Below are 21,384 nucleotides of genomic sequence, written 5' to 3'. Positions count from 1 at the left end.
GCAAGTGACATACAGGGAGGCTTCACGTCTGGGAGACGCGGGGTCCATCGACCCCGTTCGGCTCAATTACCGAACGAAACCGAGCCTATGCTTCGTTTGGTCATGCTGCGCGTGCGAAGTGCGGGTGCCGGCCATGCGGACAGCGCATAACGCGATGCAACATGCCTTAGCCTGTTCCGCCAGCCAGTTCCGCGACCAGGAAGTCGCGGAACACCGCCACACGCTTCGAGTTCCGCATCTCCTCCGGATAGACGAAGAAGGCCTCGATCTTCGGCGCTTTCAGATCGGTCAGCACGGGTACAAGGTCGGCAAGGTCGTCGCCCATATAGTCCGGCAGCGCAGCCACCCCGAGGCCCGAGCGCACGGCCCGCAGCATGGCTGGGAGGGAGTTCACCTCCACCACCGCGCGTCGCGGTGATCCCGGACGCCGCCCGGCCTCTGCCAGCCAGTTGATGTCGTCCACCGGCGGCCGGTAGTCGCCGTAGATGATCAGGCGATGGGCATCCAGGTCCTCCGCCCGCTGCGGAATTCCCGCGGTGCGCAGGTATTCCGGCGATCCCACCACCTTCCAGCCGAAGGTCGCGATATGACGTTGGATCAGGTCGGGCTGGCGGGGCGGGTGCATGCGGATGGCCAGGTCCGCCTCGCGCATCGCCAGGTCCAGCTCCGTGTCGTCCAGCAGCAGGGTGACGGTCACCTCCGGATGAAGCTTCAGGAAGCGCTCCAGCCTTGGCGCGAGCCAGGTTGATCCGAAGCCTGTGGTGGTCGTCACCTTCAGCCGGCCTGCCGCACGCTCTCGGCTCTCGGTCAGCAGGGCCTCGGTCATGGCCAGCTTCGCAAAGACCTCGCGCACCGTCTTGTTCAGCGTCTCGCCCTGCTCCGTCAGGATCAGGCCGCGCGCATGGCGGTGGAAGAGCGGCACCTGAAGGCTTTCCTCCAGCGCCTGGATCTGGCGGGAGACGGCGGACTGGCTGAGATTCAGCGTGTCACCGGCATGGGTGAAGGATCCTGCCTCCGCGACGGCGTGGAAGACCCGGAGCTTGTCCCAATCGAGCGGCATCAGCCGTCCACCGCGTCATAGGCCGCGACTGCTGGGGCGTCGTCCGGCATGTGGGCCAGCCATTTCTCGGCATCCAGCGCGGCCATGCACCCGCTGCCGGCCGCCGTGACGGCCTGGCGATAGATCCGGTCCTGCACGTCGCCCGCGGCGAAGACCCCCGGCACGCTGGTGCGGGTGGAGCCCGGTTGGGTCACGATATAGCCGTCCTCATCGGTCTCGAGCTGGCCGCGGAAGAGGGAAGTGGCGGGGTCGTGCCCGATGGCCACGAACATGCCGTCCACCGGCAGCTCGAACCGCCCGCCGCCCTGAGTATCGTGCAGCTTCAGCGCCCGCAGGGCGCGCAGCTTGCCCTCGGTGGGCAGCGCCTCCTCGACCACCGTGTTCCAGAGGATCGAGATCCGGGGGTGGCTGAACAGCCGCTCCTGCATGATGCGCTCGGCCCGCAGGCTGTCCCGGCGATGGATCAGCGTGACCTTGGAAGCCAGCCCGGCGAGGTAGAGGGCCTCCTCCACCGCCGAGTTGCCGCCGCCGATCACCGCTACCTCCCGGCCGCGGAAGAAGAAGCCATCGCAGGTGGCGCAGGCGGAGACGCCGAAGCCGGAGAGCTCCTTCTCCCCGGGGATGCCGAGCCAGCGCGCCTGGGCGCCCGTGGCGATCACCATGGCCGAGGTCTCATAGAGATCCCCCGAATCGCCGGTGGCGCGGAGAGGCCGTGTGGAGAGGTCCACCTCCGTGATCACGTCCTGGATGATCCGCGTACCCACATGTTCGGCCTGGGCCCGCATCTGGTCCATCAGCCAGGGGCCCTGAACCGCGGCTGCGAAGCCCGGGTAATTTTCCACATCGGTGGTGATGGTCAGCTGCCCGCCGGGCTGGAGGCCCGCGACCAGGATCGGCTCCAGCCCTGCCCGTGCCGCATAGATGGCCGCGGTATAGCCGGCCGGCCCGGCCCCAAGGATGAGTAGTCGCGTGCGGTGGGTTTCGGCCACGTCCATGTTCCAAGTGCAGTACAGAGTCGCAAGCCTACCATATCGGTGTGCGAAGTGCGTTGCACCACCCCTGTGTTACCTCGGCCGGCACCCTTGAAGACGCCCCCCCTGACGGGGGATAGTCCGCCGCCCTGGAGCGTCCAGACCCGAACGGCCCCGAGAGAAGACCCACCCTTGAGCAACCTCGGCCCTGCCGCCCTCGACGCCACCGACCGCGACATTCTGCGGGAGCTGCAGGCCGACGGCCGCATGACGAATGTGGCCCTGGCCGCGAAGGTCGGCCTTTCCGCTCCCCCCTGCCTGCGCCGGGTCCGGCGCCTGGAGGAGACGGGCGTGATCCGCGGCTACCACGCCGATGTGGACCCGACGGCGCTCGGCTGGGAAATCACCTTCTTCGCCGTGGTCGGGCTGGAGAGCCAGAAGCTGCCAGTGCTGGAGGCCTTTGAGGCTATGGTGCGCGAATGGCCGGAAGTGCGGGAATGCCACATGATTCGTGGCGGCGGCGACTTCCTGTTGCGCCTGGTGGCCCGCAACCCCGCCCATGAGAACGAGCTGACCAACCGCCTGACCGGTGCGGCCACCGTGATGCATGTCCGGACGCTGCAGACCATCCGCACCTCCAAGGACGAGGCCGGGGTGCCGGTGGAGGGGTAGGCCTACCCTTAGCCCAGCGAGCGACGTATCCGACCCGGCCGCCGGGCCAGGTTTTCGGACCCGCCGCAGTACCCGGGCCGTGAGTGATCAGACCGCCAGTCGCTGACGCGGCGTCGGCGGAGCCCGGGGCTCGATGCTTTCTCGACCTTATGCGGCGCGTCAGACGCGGCCGGGACGGAGGACGTGTCTTTCGACATCTGGGCCGGCTGTCGACAGGAATCGGGAGGGCTCCGGCCGGCTCAGATTACCGAGGCCTGGGGGTTCGATTTCGTTCCCCCTGGCTGATGGCACGGCGCGCGCCCTAACCCGCGCAGATTGGAACCGGGAGAAAGAACGATGGGAGCGCGGGGAAGAGGTTATTCTTCCCCCTCCTTCTTATCGCCCGCCCCAGATCCCCAATCCCCGCGCGCGCGCCGCGGCCTCGTTCCGCCGCAGCACCGGGGAGGCTTCCGCTGAGGCCCGTCCACCTCCATTGGAGAGCACCACCTCGGACAGGTCACGCCCGCCTACTGTGCAGCGATGTGCGCCGTCACCTGCTGGTTCGCACACCACGTCGCGCCCGCCGATGAAGGATTCCATGTCGCGGGCGTATTCCCCGCCCATGCCAACCACGCCGACCAGTTGCACGGCCCGGTCCCCGATCCGCAGCGTGGCCGTGTCCACCACCCTCGCCGGGCCGCGGAGCGGGGCCACCTGGCGCGGTGCCTCGGCGGTGGTGGCGGGGGCTTCCGCCGGAAGCGGGGCCTCAACGGTCTTCACGCGGTCGGCCTCGGCTACGAAGTCGTGCCAGATCCGTGCCGGCAGCCCGCCGCCGCTGACATTCTGCATGGGCGAGTTGTCGTCATTTCCGACCCAGACGCCGACAACCACATCGGCCGTCATGCCGATGAACCAGGCATCGCGGTTGTCCTGCGTCGTGCCGGTCTTGCCGGCCACCGGGCGGTCCAGCCGCGCCGCACGCCCCGTGCCTTCCCGCACCACCGAGAGCATCAGGTCCAGCATGCCCTGCTGCGCCGCGGAGGAAAGGACCGGCGCGCCGGCCTGCATCCCTTCCGGCCGCGTGTAGAGCGTCCGGTCCCGCGCTCGCACGCCGCGCACCACATAGGGTTCCACTGCATGATTGCCGGGGATGGAGGCAAAGGCCGAAACCATCTCCAGCAAGGTCACCTCGCCGCTGCCGAGGGCGATGCTCGGTCCCTCCGGCATCTGCGAGCGCAGCCCCATCCGCTTCGCCACGTCCAGCACCCGGCCCCGTCCCGTAGCCTGGAAGAGTTGTACCGCCACTGTGTTCACGGATTGGGCGAAGGCCTGTCGCAGGGTCATGGGGCCGCGAAAGCCACCCGAGGCATTGCCTGGGGACCAGTTTCCGATGGTGACAGGCTGGTCCACCACCATGCTGTCGGGCCGCATCCCGCCCTCCAGCGCCGCCGCATAGGTGAAGAGCTTGAACAGCGACCCGGGTTGCCGGCGGGCCTGGGTGATGCGGTTGAACTGGCTGGCCGTGTAGTCCCGGCCGCCCACCGCCGCCAGCACCGCACCCTCATGCGAAATCGCCAGCAGCGCGGCCTGTCCGACCTTCTGCCGCTCGCCCTCTCGGTCCAGCCACCGCGCCACGATGCGCTCGGCCAGATCCTGCAGGGCGGGGTCCAGCGTACTGCGAACCGCTAGGTCGATCGGAATCGGCCCAACCAGGCGCCGCGCCTCACTTTCCACCCAGTCGGCGAAATAGCCACGGCCGGGCTGGGTTTCGGGCGGGGTGCGCAGGGCAGGGGGCGCAGCGCGGGCGGCCGCCACTTCCTCAGGCGTGGTGCGACCCGTCTCCTCAACGACCGAGAGCACCAGATCCGCCCGGCGCCGGGCCGCTTCCGGATTGCGCGTGGGCGCCAGGGCGGAAGGCGCGCGGACCAGCCCGGCCAGCATGGCAGCCTCGGCCAGGTTCACCTCCGTGGCTGGCTTGCCGAAGTAGCGCCGCGCCGCCGCATCCGCCCCGGTGGCCCCTGCGCCGAAATAGGCGCTGTTCAGGTAGCGGGCGAGGATCTCTTCCTTGCTCAGCCGCGTCTCCAGCCACAGGGCGAGCATCGCCTCCTGCGTTTTCCGGATCAGGCTCCGTTCCTGGGAGAGGTAAAGCAGTCGTGCGAGCTGCTGGGTGATGGTGCTCGCCCCCTCCGGCCGGTTGTCGCCGGTGAGGTTGCGCCAAAGCGCGCGAGCGATGCCGCGCAGGTCCACGCCGTGATGTTCGAAGAAGCGCCGGTCCTCGATGGCCACCACCGCATCCATCAGGGGCTTGGGGATGGCATCCGGCTGGATGGGGTCACCATGCAGGCTGCCGCGTGCCGCGAAGGCCGCGCCGTCCCGCGCCTCCAGGATCAGGGAGGCCGGCGAGGCGTCAGGCGTCATTCCGCCGCCCACGGGGATGCGGATCAGGCACCAGCCAAGGAAGGCCACAACCGCCAGGGCGGCGAGGGAGAGGCCGAGCAGGACATGCGCCGGACGGAAGACGGCCCGTAGGACCCGAACGGTTCGTGAGCGCGGCCGGGCGTCGGCCGCTGCGGCAGTGGCGCCCGGCATCAGCCTCTGCCTGCCCTTTCCGCGATTCCCGTCACATCGGCCCCCCGCCAAGCTCTCAGGGGCCAAGACCCCTCATTTAGGACAGCTCCCGGTATGGCGGGCTTACCCGCGCCGTACCACGTAGTCGCCTGCCTCCAGCGCCGCGACGATGGCGGCGCCCTGGGCGGCGTCGCGCACCTCCACCATCAGCTCCAGCTCCGCCGTCTGGACGGAGGGCGCGGCAAAGAGACGCTGATGGCTCACCTCGATCACATTGCCGCCGGCAGCGGCGACGCGGGTGGAGATGTCGGCCAGCACACCCGGGCGGTCGGGGATATCCAGATGCAGGCGCAGGATGCGCCCGTCACGCAGCAGGTTGCGCAGCAAGACATTGGCGAGGATGCGGGGGTCGATATTGCCACCGCAGACCGTGGTCGCCACGCGCTTGCCAGCAAAGAGGGCAGGGTGGGCCAGCACGGCGGCAAGTCCGGCGGCGCCAGCGCCCTCGGCCGTCACCTTGGCGTTCTCGGCCAGCACGGCGATGGCCTGCTCCACTGCCGCTTCAGGCACAACCAGAACCTCAATGCCCATGTCGCGCAACAGGGTGAAGGGCAACTCGCCCACATCACGCACCGCGATGCCCTCGGCCACGGTGGGCCCGCCGACGAGGACCGGCTTGCCTGCCAGGCGCTGGGCCATGGCGGGATAACCTTCCACCTCCACGCCATAGACCTTCAGCCCCGGGCGAGCCTCGGCAATGGCAGCGGCGCAGCCGGCCAGCAACCCGCCCCCGCCAACCGGCAGGATGATGGCGTCCAGTTCCCCGGCATCCTCCAGGATCTCCAGGGCCATGGTGCCCTGGCCGGCGATCACGGCGGGATCGTCATAGGGGTGCACGAAGACCAGCCCGTCCCGCAGCGCCAGCTCATGGGCATGGGCCGCAGCCTCGGCCAGCGTCTCCCCATGCAAGACGACATGGGCGCCCCAGCCCTCGGTCCGGACGACCTTGGTGGCCGGGGTGAAGCGCGGCATCACGATGGTCGCGCGGACCCCCAGCAGGGAGGCATGCCGCGCCACGGCCTGGGCATGGTTGCCCGCCGACATGGCGATCACCCCCGCCTCCCGCTCCCGCGCGGAGAGCAGGGCGAGCCGGTTCGCTGCCCCGCGCTCCTTGAAGGCGCCGGTAGCCTGGAGGCTGTCCAGCTTCAGCAGCACACGGGCGCCGGCGATCCGGGCCACGGCATGCGGCTCCACCAGCGGGGTACGCAGGATGGCGCCGCGGATCCGTTCCGCCGCCGCCTGAACATCGGCCAGCGTCACGGCAGGCGCCGAGACGACCGGATGGGCCGTGACCGCCCGCGCCAGCGACATCGCTAGACCCCTGAAATTAGGTGTAGGAGACGGCAGTGATCTCGACGGAGCGCGAGCCGCCAGGCGCCGGAACCTCGACGCTGTCGCCCACCTTGCGCCCGATCAGGGCCTTGGCGAGCGGGGAGGAGATGGAGATCGACCCGTTCTTCATGTCGGCCTCATAGGCACCGATGATACGGTAGGTCTTTTCTTCCTCCGTCTCCTCGTCAACGATCGTGACCTTGGCGCCGAAGCGAACCTGGTCGCCCGAGAGCTTGGAGGTGTCGATCACCTCGACCGAGGGGATGACGGATTCCAGATCCGCGATCCGGCCCTCGATGAAGGACTGCTTCTCGCGCGCCGCGTGATACTCGGCATTCTCGGAAAGGTCGCCATGGGCGCGGGCTTCGGCAATGGCGCGGATCACGGCCGGGCGTTCCTCGGCGCGCAGGACGCGAAGCTCTTCCTCGAGACGGGCGAGGCCCTCGGCGGTCATCGGGAACTTCTGCACAGCGGCGATCCCTCAATACGACATAAGGCTCATGGCCACCTCTGCACCCCCGGAATGAGGGCGCATCGGACGGCTTATGATGCATCCGCCGCGCCCCCCTCCCGGGAGGCGCGGCGGGGCTGAAAACGCTTGAGGCGGGCGCCGGCTCACCCCGATGGAGGATGCCGGTCCCGCCCCAACCCAGTGCAGGTTTGTTCAGAACCCGCTAGGAGAACGAAGGCTGAAAATACGCCTGAAGGGGCGCCACATCAAGGGTCCCCGCCCGGAGGGCCGCGATGGCATGCACCGCAGCCCGGGCGCCTGCGATCGTGGTGTAGTGCGGAACGCCCTGTGTCAGGGCGCTTCGGCGGATGTCGAAACTGTCGCTGACTGACCGCCCACTGCCTGTGGTGTTGATCACCAGCTGGATCTCGCCGGACTTGATGGCATCCACGCAATGCGGCCGCCCTTCAAGAACCTTGTTCACGACGCGGACCGCCAGTCCCGCTTCCCGCAGGCGGGCTGCGGTGCCACGGGTGGCCAGGATGTCGAAACCCATCTCCGACAGACGGCGGGCGAGGGAGACCGCCGCCGCCTTGTCGGAATCCTTCACCGAGATGAAGGCCGTGCCGCCCTCTGGCAACTTCACGCCAGCCCCCATCTGGGACTTGAGGAAGGCCCGCTCGAAGGAAAGATCCAGCCCCATCACCTCGCCCGTGCTCTTCATCTCCGGCCCGAGCAGCACATCCACGCCCGGGAAGCGGTTGAAGGGGAACACCGCTTCCTTCACCGCGACATGGCGGTTGATCAGGCTGTCATCGAGGTGGAACTCGGCCAGCTTGGCGCCCGCCATGACCCGCGCGCCGATCTTGGCCACCGGCACGCCGGTCGCCTTGGCCACGAAGGGCACAGTGCGGGATGCGCGCGGATTCACCTCCAGGACGAAGATCTCTCCGTCCTTCACGGCATACTGCACATTCATCAGGCCCTGCACCTTCAGGGCCCGCGCCATGGCCTCGGTCTCGGCCTTCAACTCGGTGATGATGGCCGGCGGCAGGGAATAGGGGGGCAGGGAGCAGGCGCTGTCGCCGGAATGGATGCCGGCTTCCTCGATATGCTCCATGACGCCCGCGACATAGACCTCGCCCGCGGCATCCGCGATGCAGTCCACATCCACCTCGATCGCGTCCTGCAGGTATTGGTCGATCAGGATCGGGTTCTCGCCCGAGACCTTCACCGCCTCCTTGCCGAAGCGCAGCAGCTGCTCGTGGTTGTAGGCGATTTCCATCGCGCGCCCGCCGAGCACATAGGATGGGCGCACCACCACCGGATAACCGATCCGCTCGGCTTCCTTCGCCGCCTCCTCGAGGTTGCGGGCAATCCCGTTCTGCGGCTGCTTCAGGCCGAGGCCCTTCAGCAATTGTTGGAAGCGCTCGCGGTCCTCGGCGATATCGATCGCCTCGGCGGAGGTGCCGAGGATCGGGATCCCCGCCTTGTCCAGAGCCTGGGAGAGCTTGAGCGGCGTCTGCCCGCCATACTGCACAATGCAGCCCAGCAGCGTGCCCTTCTCCTGCTCCTTGCGGATCAGGGCGATCACGTCTTCAGCCGTCAGCGGCTCGAAATACAGCCGGTCGGAAGTGTCGTAGTCGGTGGAAACCGTTTCCGGGTTGCAGTTGACCATGATGGTCTCGAACCCGGCCTCGCGCAGCGCATAGGCGGCGTGGACGCAGCAGTAGTCGAATTCGATGCCCTGGCCGATGCGGTTCGGGCCGCCGCCGAGGATGACCACTTTTTTCCGGTCGGTCGGGTCGCTCTCGCAGACCGGCGTGCCGAATCCGCCCTCATAGGTAGAGTACATATAAGGCGTGCTGGAGGCGAACTCGGCCGCGCAGGTGTCGATGCGCTTGTAGACGGGCTGCACGCCCAGCCGCGTGCGGCGCGTCTCGACCTCGGGCTCGGAAAGGCCGGCGAGCTTCGCCAGGCGCTTGTCGGAGAAGCCCATGGCCTTCAGGCGGCGCATGCCGGTGGCGTCGGTCGGCAGGCCGTTCTGGATCACGCCGGCCTCGGCCTGCACCAGCTTCTCGGTCTCGCGCAGGAACCAGGGGTCGAACTTGCAGGCCTCGTGAATCGCATCAACGCTGAGCCCGGCGCGGAGAGCCTGGGCCACGATGAGGATGCGGTCCGGCGTCGGCGTGGCGAGGGCCGCGAAATAGGCCTCCGGCGAGCCATCACCCGGGACGGCCACATCATCCAGGCCCGAAAGGCCCGTCTCCAGCCCGCGCAGGCCCTTCTGCAGCGCCTCGGGGAAAGAGCGGCCGATCGCCATGGTCTCGCCGACCGACTTCATGCTGGTCGTCAGCGTGTTCGGCGTGCCCGGGAACTTCTCGAAGGTGAAGCGCGGGATCTTCACGACGACATAGTCGATGGTCGGCTCGAAGGCGGCTGGCGTGGTCTTTGTGATGTCGTTCGTCAGCTCGTCCAGCGTGTAGCCCACGGCCAGCTTCGCCGCGATCTTGGCAATCGGGAAGCCGGTGGCCTTGGAGGCGAGCGCCGAGGAGCGTGAGACGCGCGGGTTCATCTCGATGACGACCATGCGGCCATCGGCGGGGTTGATGCCGAACTGCACATTCGACCCGCCGGTATCGACGCCGATTTCGCGCAGGCAGGCGATGCTGGCATCGCGCATGCGCTGGTATTCCTTGTCGGTCAGCGTCAGCGCCGGGGCGATGGTGACGGAGTCACCGGTGTGCACGCCCATCGGGTCCAGGTTCTCGATGGAGCAGACGATGATGCAGTTATCCGCGGAGTCGCGGACCACCTCCATCTCGTATTCCTTCCAGCCGAGCACGCTCTCCTCGATCAGCACCTCGGTCGTCATGGACGCATCAAGGCCGGAGGCGACGATCTGCTCGAATTCCTCGCGGTTATAGGCGATGCCGCCGCCCGTGCCGCCGAGGGTGAAGGAGGGGCGGATGACGCAGGGCAGCTTCACCTGCTCCAGCCCTTCCCAGGCCTCCTGCATGGTGTGGGCGATGTGACTGCGCGGGCTCTCGATGCCGATCTTGGTCATGGCATCGCGGAACTTCAGCCGGTCCTCGGCCTTGTCGATGACCTCGGCCTTGGCGCCGATCAACTCGCAGCCATGCTTCTCCAGCACGCCTGCATCGGCCAGCTTCAGCGCCGTGTTCAGCGCGGTCTGCCCGCCCATGGTCGGCAGGAGGGCGTCCGGCTTCTCCTTGGCGATGATCTTCTCAACCACCTCCGGCGTGATCGGCTCGATATAGGTCGCATCCGCCAGATCCGGATCGGTCATGATCGTGGCGGGATTGGAGTTCACCAGGATCACCCGGTAGCCCTCGGCGCGTAGCGCCTTGCAGGCCTGAGCGCCGGAATAGTCGAACTCACTGGCCTGACCGATGATGATCGGGCCGGCGCCGATGATCATGATGGATTGGATGTCGGTGCGCTTCGGCATGGCTCAGGCCCTCCGGGGCAGCAGGAACAGGATGATGGCGCCGGGGGCGCCCGAGTGAGGAAAGGGGCTGCTCACCGCGCGCGCCCCAGGAAGGGCCAGAGCACGAGGAACAACAGGAGATGCACGCCGGCCCAGAGCCCGGCGGCCAGGCTGCGCCCGGTCTCGAACCCGTCACCGGAGAAGAACACGACGCCGCCGAGGGCGATGAAGGAGATGGCGACGCCGCCCATCCAGGCCTTGTCGCGCGGCTGGCCCACGCGGCGCAGCGTCCACCAGCCCAGAAGCGAGAGCGGCAGTGCCAGGAACAACAGCCGGATCACGCGCGGGAATCCGCCGTCAGCAGCTTCACCGCCAGAAGGGCCAGCGCCGCGCCAAGCACCCAGCGCTGCACCGCCAGCCAGACCGGCCGTGCGGAGAGAAGGCGCGAGACGCCGCCCGCGCCCGCCACGATCAGCGCGTCGAAGATGGTGCAGATGCCAATCTGGATCGCGCCCAGCACCAGCCCCTGCATGAAGAGGCTGCCGCGCTCCGGATCCATGAAGGCCGGCAGCACGGCCACATAGAACAGCGCCACCTTCGGGTTCAGCGCGGCCGTGGCGAAACCCAGCGAGAAGAGGCGCAGGCCGCCCTCCGGAGGAATGGGCCGCGGCGAGAACAGCGCAGCCCCGCCGGGCCGCACGCTCTGCCAGGCCAGCCAGGCCAGCCAGGCCAGATAGCCCGCGCCGCCCAGCCGCATCGCGTCATAGGCATAGGGCACGGCCAGCAGCGCCGCCGTGATTCCCGCCGCCGCGCCGAGCATGATGACCAGGCTTCCCGCCTGGCACCCGATCAGCGACACCATGCCCGCCCGCGTTCCCTGAGTCAGGCTGCGGGAGACGAGATAGAGGAGGTTCGGCCCCGGCGTGAGCGCGAGACCGACCGACAGGGCCGCGAAGGCGAGTAGGGAGGCGAGGGAGGGCAAGCTACCCCACCTTTGTCATCATGTCGGTGAAGCGATGGAACAGGTAATGGCTGTCGCTCGGGCCGGGGGAGGCCTCCGGGTGGTACTGCACGGAAAAGGCGTTCCGCGCCTCGCAGGCGATGCCCTCGTTGGAGCCGTCAAACAGGCTCACATGCGTCACCCGTACGCCCTCGGGCAGAGACTTGTCGTCCACCGCGAAGCCGTGATTCTGAGAGGTGATCTCCACCTTGCCCGTGGCGAGGTCCTTCACCGGCTGGTTCGCGCCGCGATGGCCGCGATCGAGCTTGTAGGTCTTGGCGCCGAGAGCGAGCGCGAGAAGCTGATGCCCCAGGCAGATGCCGAAGACCGGCTTGCCCGCATCCAGCACGCCCCGGATGGCCGGAACCGCATATTCGCCCGTCGCCGCTGGATCGCCGGGACCATTGGAGAGGAAGACGCCATCCGGCCCGTGCCGCAGGATCTCCTCGGCGGTGGCGGTGGCGGGAACCACGGTCACCTCGCAGCCGGCATCGGCCAGGCAGCGCAGGATGTTGCGCTTGGCGCCGTAATCCACGGCCACGACCCGGTGCTTCGGCGCGGTCTGCTTGCCGTAGCCCTGGCCCCAGGCCCAGAGCGCCTCGTCCCACTTGTAGGATTGGCGGCAGGACACCTCCTTCGCCAGGTCCATGCCCTCCAGCCCCGGCCAGCCTGCGGCCTCGGCCCGCAGCGCGGCCAGATCAAATTTTCCGTCCGGCGCGTGGCAGATCACGCCGTTCGGGGCGCCGGCATCGCGGATCAGGACAGTCAGGGCGCGGGTGTCCACACCGGAGATGCCGGGCACGCCATGGCTCTTCAGCCAGTCATCCAGGTGCCGGGTGGCGCGGTAGTTGGAGGGCTCGGTGAGGTCCTGCTTCACCACCAGGCCGCGGGCGGCGGGGGTGATCGCCTCAATATCCTCAGCATTGGCGCCGACATTGCCGATATGCGGGAAGGTGAAGGTGATGATCTGCCCGGCATAGGAGGGGTCGGTCAGCGTCTCCTGATACCCGGTCATACCCGTGTTGAAGCAGACCTCGCCGGCCTTCCGGCCCGGGGCGCCAAAGCCGCGGCCCCAGATGACCTTGCCATTGCTGAGCACCAGGCAGGCCGTCGCTCCCTCAGGAACGGCATTGGCATCCAGGGCGTTCGTCGAGGCAGAGGTCATCGAGGGCTCCTGGGCCGGGTGGGCAGCGGAATGGGTCAGCGGATCGGCATCGGCGCGGGGCAGGTCTTCCAGCGAAAGCCCGGTTGCGGTCAGCACCGCCGGCCAGTGACGGGGTGGAATCGCTCGAGCCTGACGCCATTTGCGGATGGCTTCCGTGCCTATGCCGCAATGCGCCGCTGCCGCGCTGGCGCCACCCATCAGGGTCAGAATCTGCTCGACCGTCCGCATGCCCTGAATATGTGGGAAATGGCTTCCCAGGGGAAGGACGAATTGCATGCTGGATTGGGAAGTCACTTCCCAGGCTCTCGCATGGCGCCCCTCCATGGCTCCCTGGCCCGATCCGCTCTAAACCCCGCGCCCGAACTCAGGAGACCCCGATCATGAGCCTGCGCGCCCGCTTCACCGAGGAATTGAAGGCCGCCATGCGGGCCGGCGACACCGCCCGCGTGTCCACCATCCGCATGATCACGGCCAAGCTGAAGGATGCCGACATCGCTTCCCGCCCCTCTGGCGTGGACCAGATTCCGGAGGAGCAGATCACCTCCCTTCTGCGCGGCATGGTGAAGTCCCGGCGGGAAAGCGTGGAATTGTACCGCCAGGGCAACCGCCCCGAGCTGGCGGAGAAGGAAGAGGCCGAGATCGCGGTGATCGAGTCCTTCCTGCCCCAGCAGTTGGATGAGGCCGCGATGCAGGCTGCCGTGAAGGAGGCTGTGGCCGAGACCGGCGCCTCGTCCATCAAGGATATGGGCAAGGTCATGGCCGCGCTGAAGGCGAAGCACGCGGCGGTGCTGGACATGGCCAAGGCCGGGCCGATGGTGAAGGCCGCGCTGGGCGGTTGAAGCTGGGGCTCTGAGCCCGGGAATGCTACAGGGGAGGGCCCATGGCCCTCCCGCCCAACTTTCTTGACGAGCTGCGCGCGCGCACACCCTTACCGCCGCTTATCGGCCGGAAGGTCAAGCTCACCCGCAACGGGCGTCAGTGGAAGGGGTGCTGCCCCTTCCACAACGAGAAGACTCCCTCCTTTTACGTCTATGACGACCACTACCACTGCTTCGGCTGCGGCCAGCACGGGGATGCCATCGGCTTCACCATGCAGACCGAGGGCCTGCCCTTCCGGGAAGCAGTGGAGCGCCTGGCCCATGAAGCCGGGTTGGAGGTTCCGAAAGAATCCCCCCGCCAGGCAGCGCGGGAGGCCAAGGCCCGCACCCTTCACGACGTGCTGGCCGCCGCCGCCGAAGTCATGCAGCGCCAACTTCACTCGCCCGAGGGGCGGGAGGGCCTCGATTACCTCCGGCGCCGCGGCCTGACAGATGAGACTATTGCCCGCTTTGGCCTTGGGTGGTCCGGCGCGGGCCGTGGCGCCCTGGCCGCCGAACTGAAATCCCTGGGCATCGAGCCGCGCCAACTGGCCGAAGCCGGCCTCCTCAAGCCCGCCGAGGGACGGGAAGGGGCCTATAACGACTTCTTCTATAACCGCGTCATGTTTCCCATCCGGGACCGCCGGGGCCGCATCGTCTCCTTCGGTGGCCGGATACTGGGGGACGGCCAGCCCAAATACCTGAATGGCCCGGAGACCGACGTCTTCTCCAAGCGCCGCACCCTCTACGGCCTGGACATGGCGCGGGAGGCGGTCTTCCGTGGCAAGGCCGAGCTGATCGTGGCCGAGGGCTACATGGACGTCATCGCCCTGCACCAGGCGGGGTTCGAGGGTGCCGTCGCTCCTCTCGGCACCGCCCTGACGCCGGAGCAGATGGAGGAGATCTGGAAGGTCACCCCCGCGCCCATCCTCTGCTTGGATGCCGACGCCGCCGGGATACGCGCGGCCGCCCGCACCGCCGATATGATCCTTCCCCTGCTCGGCACCGAGCGCACCTTGCATTTCGCGACAGTGGAGGGCGGCAAGGACCCGGATGAGCTGATCCGCGCCAAGGGGCCGGCCGCTTTCGACGCGGTGCTGAAGGCGAAAAAGCCATTCTCCGCGGCTCTTTACGACCTGATGGCCGGCGACCGCCCCTTGGGCACGCCGGAGGGCCGCGCGGCGTTCCGAAACGACCTGGCCGCCGCCGCCAGCCGCATCCCCGACAAAGCCCTGGCCGCCGAATACCGCCGCGCCCTGCTGGACCGCTTCTTCGAGAGCACGCGCCCTCCGCGGCCCCAGCGCACCGGCGGGGGAGGGGGAGGGGGCTTCCTGCCCCGTGGCGCCCGCCAGGGCTTCAAGCCCCCGCCGCGCCTGCCCCCACGTCCCTCCCCAGCCATCGAAGCGACACGGATCGAACAGGCCCGCTGCCTTCTCGCCATCACCCTGGCCCATCCCTGGCTGCTGAATGAGGTAGAGGAGGCCTTTGCCCTGCTGGAGCTGCCCCATGGCCATCCCTCAGCGCTCCAGGCGGCCCTCCTGGCTTGGCATGCCGACCAGGCCCTGATGGAAGAGGCACAAGGCCTCACGGAACCGTCAAATGGCGGGGATAGCTCGCTTGACTCGGCTGATCTGGTTGCCCACTTGGACGCGACCGGCCTGAACGAGGCCCGGGCTTGGGTCATGCGCGCGACTGGCCTCCCGCGGGAAGCCAGCCCCGATGCCCAGCCCGGTGAGACCCTGGCAGGCTGGTGGCACTTCTTCGGCTTCCTGCGGGGCGAGGGCGCGCTGGTCGAGGACCTGGAAGAGGCGGTGCGCGAATCGAAGGCGGCGAATGACGCCGTGGCCCATTCGCGCGTCATCCGCCTCAGCTTGGCCCTTTCTGCGCTCCGCCGTGGTGAGACGGGGCTGGAGGACGGCGCTGACAGCGCCACTCCATAGGGTAGAGGCTTCATTCTCTGGCGGCGGCCGCACCCGTCCGCCGGAGTTTCCATCCGTGGCGGGAGACAGGCATGGCGACGAAGGTGGCAGGCGGCACGGAGACGGCGGAGCACCGGGATGAAGCGGTGGAGGGCGCGCTGCTCGACAGCCTGCTGGCCTCCGTCAAGAAGATGCTCGCGAAGGGCAAGGAGCGTGGCTACGTCACCTATGATGAGCTGAACGCCGCCCTGCCGCAGGAACAGGTCTCCTCGGAGCAGATCGAGGACACCATGGCCCTCCTCTCCGAGATGGGCATCAACCTCGTCGAGGCTGAGGAAAGCGCCGACGAGGATCCGGAAAAGAAGACTGCCGCCAAGGCCGAGGGCGAGGAAGAGGAAGGCAAGGAGAAGTCCGAGGACGACGAGGAGGGCGGCGGCAACGTCGACGAGGAGTCCCTCGGTCGGACCGACGACCCCGTCCGCATGTATCTCCGCGAGATGGGCAGCGTGGAGCTGCTCTCGCGTGAGGGCGAGATCGCGATCGCCAAGCGTATCGAGGCTGGCCGCGACATGATGATCGGCGGGCTGTGCGAGAGCCCGCTTACCTTCCGCGCCATTGTCGGCTGGCACGAGGCCGTGCGCGACGGGAAGATGCTCCTGCGCGACGTGATCGACCTGGAAGCCACCAACAACGCCGACATGCCGGACGGCCCGCCGCCGGAGGCCGAGGAGTTCGAGGAAGGCGAGGAGGGCGAGGGTGTCGGCCTGTCCCTCTCCGCTCTGGAGGAAAAGCTGAAGCCGGAGGCGCTGGCTGCCTTCGAGGCGATCGAGGCCGCTTACTCCAAGCTCGAGAAGATGTCCTCCAAGCGTATGGAGGCCTATACCTCCGGCGAGGAACTCGCGGGCAAGTCCGAGAAGTCCTACGAGAAGCAGCGCCAGGAACTGGTTGCGCTGGTGCAGAAGGTGCATCTGCACAACAACCGGATCGAGGAGTTGGTCGACCAGATCAAGGGCCTCTACCGCAAGCTGGTGGGCCTTGAGGGCCAGATCCTGCGCCTGGCGGAGAGCCACAAGGTCAAGCGTGCCGAGTTCCTGGAGCAGTGGCAGGGCTCGGAGATGGATCCGGCCTGGTTCGACCGTATTTCCAAGCTGAAGGGTAAGGCCTGGCAGAGCTTCGTGGCGAACAGCCGCGAGGATGCCGAGGCTGTCCGCGCCGAAATTGGCAAGGTTGCCGCCCTGACCGGCCTGCCGGTGGGCGAGTACAAGCGCGTCTACTCCACCGTGTCCCGCGGCGAGCGGGACATGACCCAGGCGAAGAAGGAGATGATCGAGGCAAATCTCCGCCTCGTGATCTCCATCGCCAAGAAGTACACGAATCGCGGTCTGCAGTTCCTGGACCTGATCCAGGAAGGCAATATCGGCCTGATGAAGGCGGTGGATAAGTTCGAGTACCGCCGCGGTTACAAGTTCTCCACCTATGCCACCTGGTGGATCCGTCAGGCGATCACCCGGTCCATTGCGGACCAGGCCCGCACCATCCGCATCCCCGTGCATATGATCGAGACGATCAACAAGCTGGTCCGCACTTCGCGCCAGATGCTGCACGAGATCGGCCGCGAGCCGCAGCCGGAGGAACTGGCCGAGAAGCTCGGCATGCCGCTGGAGAAGGTCCGCAAGGTCCTGAAGATCGCCAAGGAGCCGATCTCCCTCGAGACGCCAATCGGCGACGAGGAAGACAGCCATCTCGGCGACTTCATCGAGGACAAGGCAGCGATCATCCCACTGGACGCCGCGATCCAGTCCAACTTGCGCGAGGCGACCACCCGCGTGCTGTCCTCCCTCACGCCGCGTGAGGAGCGTGTTCTTCGCATGCGCTTCGGCATCGGCATGAATACGGACCACACGCTGGAAGAGGTCGGCCAGCAGTTCAACGTGACGCGCGAGCGCATCCGCCAGATCGAGGCGAAGGCGCTGCGCAAGCTCAAGCACCCGACCCGCAGCCGTAAGCTGCGTTCCTTCCTGGATAGCTGAAGGACGGGTGAATGACCGCCGGGCCGCATGGCCTGGCGGCGTGACATGGAACTTCCCGTAACAGGCCGGAGTATCGGAAGTGAGCCTGCGCGAACGGAATATACTCTAGCCATGGCCGAGACTGTTCCGGTTCAGGTCGAGGTCACCTTTCTCCGCATGGAGAACCCGCCGGCCGACCCGCCGCCACCATTGCCGCCCGAGGTGAGTGTGGTGCCGGTGCACCGCTGCACCGTCGGATTTTATCGCTATCTCTATGACACGGTGGGCCGGGACTATTGCTGGTGGCTGCGGCGCACCATGCCGGATGACCGGCTCGCGGCGCTGCTGCGGGATCCGGCTGTTTCCATCTACACCCTTTACCGTGATGGCGAGCCGGCCGGTTTCTACGAACTGGAGCGCCGCTGGGACGGCACCACCAACCTTGCCTATTTCGGTCTGCTGCCCCACGCGATCGGGGGCGGTCTGGGGCGCGCCTTCCTGCGCCACGCCATCGACACCGCCTGGGCTGGTTCCTGTTCCCTGCTGACGGTGAACACCTGCACGGCGGACCACCCGCGTGCCCTTCCCAACTACATTGCCGCCGGCTTCAGGGTGGTGCGGCGGGTGCGGGAGGAATGGCCGGTGCCGGTGGGGCTGGGCCTGCGACTGCCCCAGCGGGCCGGTTAGCCGCCGCCCGTTGACCCCCTTCCGACTGGCCCTCTAGGCTTCCACCCAAGAAGACCGGGAGGAAGCTGCATGCAGCGCAGGAGCATGATCGCCGCCTTGGCCACCGCGCCCGTGGCGACCAGCCTGGCCCAGGCACAAGGGCAGGCACCTGCCGCCTCCGCGCCCAAGACCTATGTCCTCGTCCACGGTGCCTATGGCGGTGGCTGGATCTGGCGCGACGTAGCGGAGGGCCTGCGCCGCCAGGGCCACCGTGTCTGGACTCCTACCCAGACCGGGCTCGGCGAGCGCAGCCATTTGCTGTCCCGCCAGATCACGGTGGAGACCCATATCCAGGACGTCGCCAATGTCATCGAGACGGAGGAGTTGCGCGACATCATCCTAGTCGGCCACTCCTATGGCGGCGTGGCGGTCACGGGCGTGGCCGACCGCCTGACGGACCGGATTCGCCATATCGTCTACCTCGACGCCCTGATCCCCGAGAATGGCGAGACGGTCTTCCAGATCCTGCCGCCCGGCATGGCGGATGCCCGCCGGAAAGTAGCGCAGGAGCAAGGCGGCGGCGTGGCCCTGCCGGTGCCGGGCCCCGAAGGCTTCCCGATCCCGGATAGCCCGGGCAAACAATGGTTCATGCGTCGCCTGCGGCCGCATCCGATCGGTACCTATGAGAGCGTGATGCATCTCGTGAAGCCCGCCGGCGCCGGCCTTCCCGTCACCTATGTGGCCTATACTAATCCGGCCCTCTCCTCGATCGAGCCCAGCAGGCAGCGTGCCCGCGCCAAGCCGGGCTGGCGCTACATCGAGCTTCCCGTCCCGCATGACGTGGAAATCCCCGAGCCGGGCCGTGTTGTAGAGCTTCTCGCCGGCATCGGCTGAGCACGCCGCACAACCGCCGGCGGTGCCGGCGGTTCTCCCGGGCAGCTTCTCAGGCTGCGGCGGGGCACGGAGCAACTGGCCGCTCATGCGGGCCCGGCCATCGGCGGGCTCCTGAATGTCAGCTTCGGCAGCGTGGCGGAGCTGATCCCCGCCCTCTTCGTGCTGACCGGCGGGCAGGTGGCGGTGGTGCAGGCCCAGATCACCGGCTCCCTCCTCGCCACCACCTTGCTTGGCCTGGGCCTCGCCATGCTGGCCGGTGGGATCGGGAGGAAGAAGCAGGACTTCAACCCGGCCAATGCCGGGCTGCTCTCGACCATGCTCATCCTGCTGATCAACCTGGCTTGAGGGCCTGTTGCTCGTCAGCGTCTATGTAACGCTCGGCGTCGCCTTCTTCTTTCTAGAGACGGCTTGAGTAGGCCGGCCCGAAAACGCATCGGGGCTCTGCCGAAGCCTCAGGCGGCGGCGCTTTCCTCATGTGCCGGGTCCTGTGCCAGGCGGGCGAGCGGCACCTCGATCTCGCAGATAAGGCCAGAGGTCATCCAGGACAGCGAGATCTGCCCGCGAAGCTGCCCACGGACCGTCGAGACCAGCACCCTGGTTCCAAAGCCGCGCCGCGTCGGTGGAGCAGCAAGCAGAGGGCCATTGAGTTCGGCCCAGCGGAGCAAGAGGGTAGCGCCGTGCTCATCATCATTGCGGGCAAGCCACCAGGAAACGCTGACCCGCCCGCCGGGGGTGGAGAGCGCGCCATGCTTCACCGCGTTCGTCGCCAGCTCATGCGCCACCATCGCAACGGGCTGCGCGGCGATCGCGGGAAGCAGGACAGAGGGGCCGTCCAGATCGGCCCGGGGTCCAGCCTCGCCCAGGCCGTCCGTAACGAAAGGCGCGAGTTCCGCCTTCAGCAGCGCATGCAGGCTGACGCCCCGCCAGCGGTCCTCCGAAAGCAGGGTCTGCGCCCGTGCCAAGGCCGTCACGCGCCCCTCCACCGCCTTCGCATAGCTCGCGGCATCGCTGCGTGGCGTGAGCTGAAGTGTCGCCAGAACGACGGCAAGCGCGTTCTTCGCACGGTGGTCAACCTCCCGCGCCAGCAGGCGCACCTGGGCCTCGCTTGCCTGGATCTCAGCTGTCCGCTGCGCGACGCGCTGCTCGAGGCTGGCGTTGAGATCGTGCAGTTCCCGGTGGCGGCGCCTGGAGAGGAGGGCCAGGGAAGCCAGTGTCAGACTGGTCAGGAGTGCAAAGCCACCATAGATCACGAGGCGCTCGTACCACCGCCCCAAGGCGGCGGCCCGGGGCACGCCATAGGCGATGTTGACCGGAAAGGGCCCGACGCGGCGATAGGCGATCAGCCGATCAACTCCGTCCAGCGGCGAGATGCCCTTGACGACCCTGCGCTCCGCGCCGGAACTGATGGCCTGCGCCAGAGGGGCAGTCCGGGAGATTCGGCTGCCATCCGTCACCTCCACGGGGGGGCGGCGCGCCAGGATGACGTCGTCGTTTCGGCTCAGATTGACGATCTCGCCCGGACCGAGCGCGGCGCGGTTCCAGTAATCCAGAAAGGTGCTCTGCTGGATGCCGACGGCAACCACGCCGAGGAAGGAGCCATCGGGCGCGGATCGCCGTGCCGTCATGAAGAAGACTGTCCCGCTTCCACCTCGGCTGCGGACCGGCCCGGCCATATAGGGCTGCGTTTCCGGATGGTCGCGGTGCCAGCGGAAATACTCCCGGTCGCTGACGTCGAGATGCTCCGGGGGCTGCGACCGGGCGGATTCAACGAGTGGGTGGCCCTCCGCGGAGAAGATGACGATGCCGAGGGATTCGTTGGCGTGCTGCCTCAGGTTGCGGAGAAATGCGTGATGGCTGGCTCGCGCAGCGCGGATTTCCTCGTCTGACTGGCTTCCCAGCCTTTCGGTAACGGCGCCGATCGCGATCGCCTGGAGCTGGAAGACCTTCTCGGCATGCCCCTGGATCGTGTCGAGGGTGGCCAGCAGGTCGCGCTTCGCGGTGCCGAGCGCCTCGGTGCGGTCATAGGCTGCCACCCCGGCGAAGAGCAGGGCTGGAAGAACGAAGGAGGCGAGGAGTTGGATATCGAGGACGCGCGGCCACCAGCGACTTCCCGGTTCCCTGTGCAGGGCCGGCTGCCGGACCATGTCATCTCCAGGCATAAAGGCTCCTGGCGGGGGCTGCCGATCCGGCGTGACGCCCACGCACGCGTATACGTTGTATTTAACGGACTGCTGCGCGCTTAGGTGGTTCTTGCCTGGAAGCTGTCAAGGCTTCCAGGGGTCAGGCGGTCGTTATGGACCGGACGGACTGCTGGATGTTGCTTGCCCGTG

The 21,384-nt window shown here is 67.7% G+C and carries 17 protein-coding genes; 7 read left to right on the top strand and 10 right to left on the bottom strand.

Annotated features, from left to right (window positions below):
* Nucleotides 1–166: 166 nt before the first annotated feature.
* A complete protein-coding gene (locus tag ACO1BU_RS18640) occupies nt 167–1,060 on the bottom strand; it encodes a LysR family transcriptional regulator (RefSeq protein WP_424137473.1) in 894 nt (297 codons plus the stop codon).
* On the bottom strand, nt 1,060–2,049 hold the full coding sequence (trxB, locus tag ACO1BU_RS18635; RefSeq protein ID WP_424137472.1) for a thioredoxin-disulfide reductase: 990 nt from the start codon (nt 2,047–2,049) through the stop codon (nt 1,060–1,062). The genes ACO1BU_RS18640 and trxB overlap by 1 nt, the downstream gene beginning before the upstream one ends.
* Before the next feature lie 174 nt (nt 2,050–2,223).
* On the opposite strand from trxB, the gene ACO1BU_RS18630 reads away from it, so the two are divergent.
* Entirely contained in the window at nt 2,224–2,703 is a 480-nt protein-coding gene (locus ACO1BU_RS18630; RefSeq protein WP_424137471.1) for an Lrp/AsnC family transcriptional regulator, read from the top strand.
* 375 nt (nt 2,704–3,078) lie between these two features.
* Here the strand turns inward: ACO1BU_RS18630 and ACO1BU_RS18625 are convergent, their stop codons facing one another.
* The 7 genes from ACO1BU_RS18625 to carA all read right to left on the bottom strand — a co-directional run bounded on the left by ACO1BU_RS18625 (nt 3,079) and on the right by carA (nt 12,937).
* Complete coding sequence (locus tag ACO1BU_RS18625) at nt 3,079–5,271, bottom strand: transglycosylase domain-containing protein (RefSeq protein WP_424137470.1); 2,193 nt, start codon at nt 5,269–5,271, stop codon at nt 3,079–3,081.
* Nucleotides 5,272–5,373: 102 nt separating this feature from the next.
* Nucleotides 5,374–6,621, bottom strand: a complete 1,248-nt coding sequence (locus ACO1BU_RS18620) for a threonine ammonia-lyase (RefSeq protein WP_424137469.1) — start codon at nt 6,619–6,621, stop codon at nt 5,374–5,376.
* Nucleotides 6,622–6,637: 16 nt separating this feature from the next.
* Nucleotides 6,638–7,111, bottom strand: coding sequence for a transcription elongation factor GreA (gene greA, locus ACO1BU_RS18615; RefSeq protein WP_424137468.1), 474 nt, complete (start codon nt 7,109–7,111; stop codon nt 6,638–6,640).
* A gap of 205 nt (nt 7,112–7,316) precedes the next feature.
* Nucleotides 7,317–10,565, bottom strand: a complete 3,249-nt coding sequence (carB, locus tag ACO1BU_RS18610; RefSeq protein ID WP_424137467.1) for a carbamoyl-phosphate synthase large subunit — start codon at nt 10,563–10,565, stop codon at nt 7,317–7,319.
* Nucleotides 10,566–10,636: 71 nt separating this feature from the next.
* The gene (locus ACO1BU_RS18605) at nt 10,637–10,885 is read right to left on the bottom strand and encodes a hypothetical protein (RefSeq protein WP_424137466.1); all 249 of its coding nucleotides are present in this window, start codon (nt 10,883–10,885) and stop codon (nt 10,637–10,639) included.
* Complete coding sequence (locus ACO1BU_RS18600) at nt 10,882–11,526, bottom strand: LysE family translocator (RefSeq protein WP_424137465.1); 645 nt, start codon at nt 11,524–11,526, stop codon at nt 10,882–10,884. Before ACO1BU_RS18600 ends, ACO1BU_RS18605 begins: the two co-directional genes overlap by 4 nt.
* A gap of 1 nt (nt 11,527) precedes the next feature.
* The gene (gene carA, locus ACO1BU_RS18595) at nt 11,528–12,937 is read right to left on the bottom strand and encodes a glutamine-hydrolyzing carbamoyl-phosphate synthase small subunit (protein ID WP_424137515.1); all 1,410 of its coding nucleotides are present in this window, start codon (nt 12,935–12,937) and stop codon (nt 11,528–11,530) included.
* Nucleotides 12,938–13,089: 152 nt separating this feature from the next.
* Between carA and ACO1BU_RS18590 the strand changes: the two genes are divergently transcribed.
* The 6 genes from ACO1BU_RS18590 to ACO1BU_RS18565 all read left to right on the top strand — a co-directional run bounded on the left by ACO1BU_RS18590 (nt 13,090) and on the right by ACO1BU_RS18565 (nt 19,399).
* Nucleotides 13,090–13,548 (top strand): GatB/YqeY domain-containing protein, encoded by a 459-nt coding sequence (locus ACO1BU_RS18590; protein WP_424137464.1) that lies wholly within the window; start codon nt 13,090–13,092, stop codon nt 13,546–13,548.
* 41 nt (nt 13,549–13,589) lie between these two features.
* Entirely contained in the window at nt 13,590–15,506 is a 1,917-nt protein-coding gene (dnaG, locus tag ACO1BU_RS18585) for a DNA primase (protein ID WP_424137463.1), read from the top strand.
* A 71-nt stretch (nt 15,507–15,577) separates the two neighbouring features.
* Complete coding sequence (gene rpoD / locus ACO1BU_RS18580; protein WP_424137462.1) at nt 15,578–17,515, top strand: RNA polymerase sigma factor RpoD; 1,938 nt, start codon at nt 15,578–15,580, stop codon at nt 17,513–17,515.
* A gap of 111 nt (nt 17,516–17,626) precedes the next feature.
* Entirely contained in the window at nt 17,627–18,181 is a 555-nt protein-coding gene (locus ACO1BU_RS18575; RefSeq protein ID WP_424137461.1) for a GNAT family N-acetyltransferase, read from the top strand.
* A 69-nt stretch (nt 18,182–18,250) separates the two neighbouring features.
* Nucleotides 18,251–19,054 carry an alpha/beta hydrolase gene (locus ACO1BU_RS18570; RefSeq protein WP_424137460.1) on the top strand — a complete coding sequence of 268 codons (804 nt, stop codon included), beginning with the start codon at nt 18,251–18,253 and terminating at the stop codon, nt 19,052–19,054.
* Between the two features lie 54 nt (nt 19,055–19,108).
* Complete coding sequence (locus ACO1BU_RS18565; protein ID WP_424137514.1) at nt 19,109–19,399, top strand: hypothetical protein; 291 nt, start codon at nt 19,109–19,111, stop codon at nt 19,397–19,399.
* A 107-nt stretch (nt 19,400–19,506) separates the two neighbouring features.
* On the opposite strand, the gene ACO1BU_RS18560 is transcribed toward ACO1BU_RS18565, so the two are convergent.
* The gene (locus ACO1BU_RS18560; RefSeq protein ID WP_424137459.1) at nt 19,507–21,198 is read right to left on the bottom strand and encodes an HWE histidine kinase domain-containing protein; all 1,692 of its coding nucleotides are present in this window, start codon (nt 21,196–21,198) and stop codon (nt 19,507–19,509) included.
* Nucleotides 21,199–21,384: the final 186 nt, after the last annotated feature.

It is taken from the genome of Roseomonas chloroacetimidivorans (genome assembly GCF_049629625.1).
Taxonomy (GTDB): Bacteria; Pseudomonadota; Alphaproteobacteria; order Acetobacterales; family Acetobacteraceae; genus Roseomonas; species Roseomonas chloroacetimidivorans.
This window is presented reverse-complemented; position numbering and strand designations above follow the sequence as displayed.

What these genes read in the sequence shown, in the direction of transcription:
- ACO1BU_RS18640 (WP_424137473.1), bottom strand. Translation starts at nt 1,060, where the DNA reads ATGCCGCTCGATTGGGACAAGCTCCGGGTCTTCCACGCCGTCGCGGAG.
- ACO1BU_RS18625 (WP_424137470.1), bottom strand. Translation starts at nt 5,271, where the DNA reads ATGCCGGGCGCCACTGCCGCAGCGGCCGACGCCCGGCCGCGCTCACGA.
- ACO1BU_RS18620 (WP_424137469.1), bottom strand. Translation starts at nt 6,621, where the DNA reads ATGTCGCTGGCGCGGGCGGTCACGGCCCATCCGGTCGTCTCGGCGCCT.
- carB (WP_424137467.1), bottom strand. Translation starts at nt 10,565, where the DNA reads ATGCCGAAGCGCACCGACATCCAATCCATCATGATCATCGGCGCCGGC.
- carA (WP_424137515.1), bottom strand. Translation starts at nt 12,937, where the DNA reads ATGCGGACGGTCGAGCAGATTCTGACCCTGATGGGTGGCGCCAGCGCG.
- ACO1BU_RS18590 (WP_424137464.1), top strand. Translation starts at nt 13,090, where the DNA reads ATGAGCCTGCGCGCCCGCTTCACCGAGGAATTGAAGGCCGCCATGCGG.
- dnaG (WP_424137463.1), top strand. Translation starts at nt 13,590, where the DNA reads ATGGCCCTCCCGCCCAACTTTCTTGACGAGCTGCGCGCGCGCACACCC.
- rpoD (WP_424137462.1), top strand. Translation starts at nt 15,578, where the DNA reads ATGGCGACGAAGGTGGCAGGCGGCACGGAGACGGCGGAGCACCGGGAT.
- ACO1BU_RS18575 (WP_424137461.1), top strand. Translation starts at nt 17,627, where the DNA reads ATGGCCGAGACTGTTCCGGTTCAGGTCGAGGTCACCTTTCTCCGCATG.
- ACO1BU_RS18570 (WP_424137460.1), top strand. Translation starts at nt 18,251, where the DNA reads ATGCAGCGCAGGAGCATGATCGCCGCCTTGGCCACCGCGCCCGTGGCG.
- ACO1BU_RS18560 (WP_424137459.1), bottom strand. Translation starts at nt 21,198, where the DNA reads ATGGTCCGGCAGCCGGCCCTGCACAGGGAACCGGGAAGTCGCTGGTGG.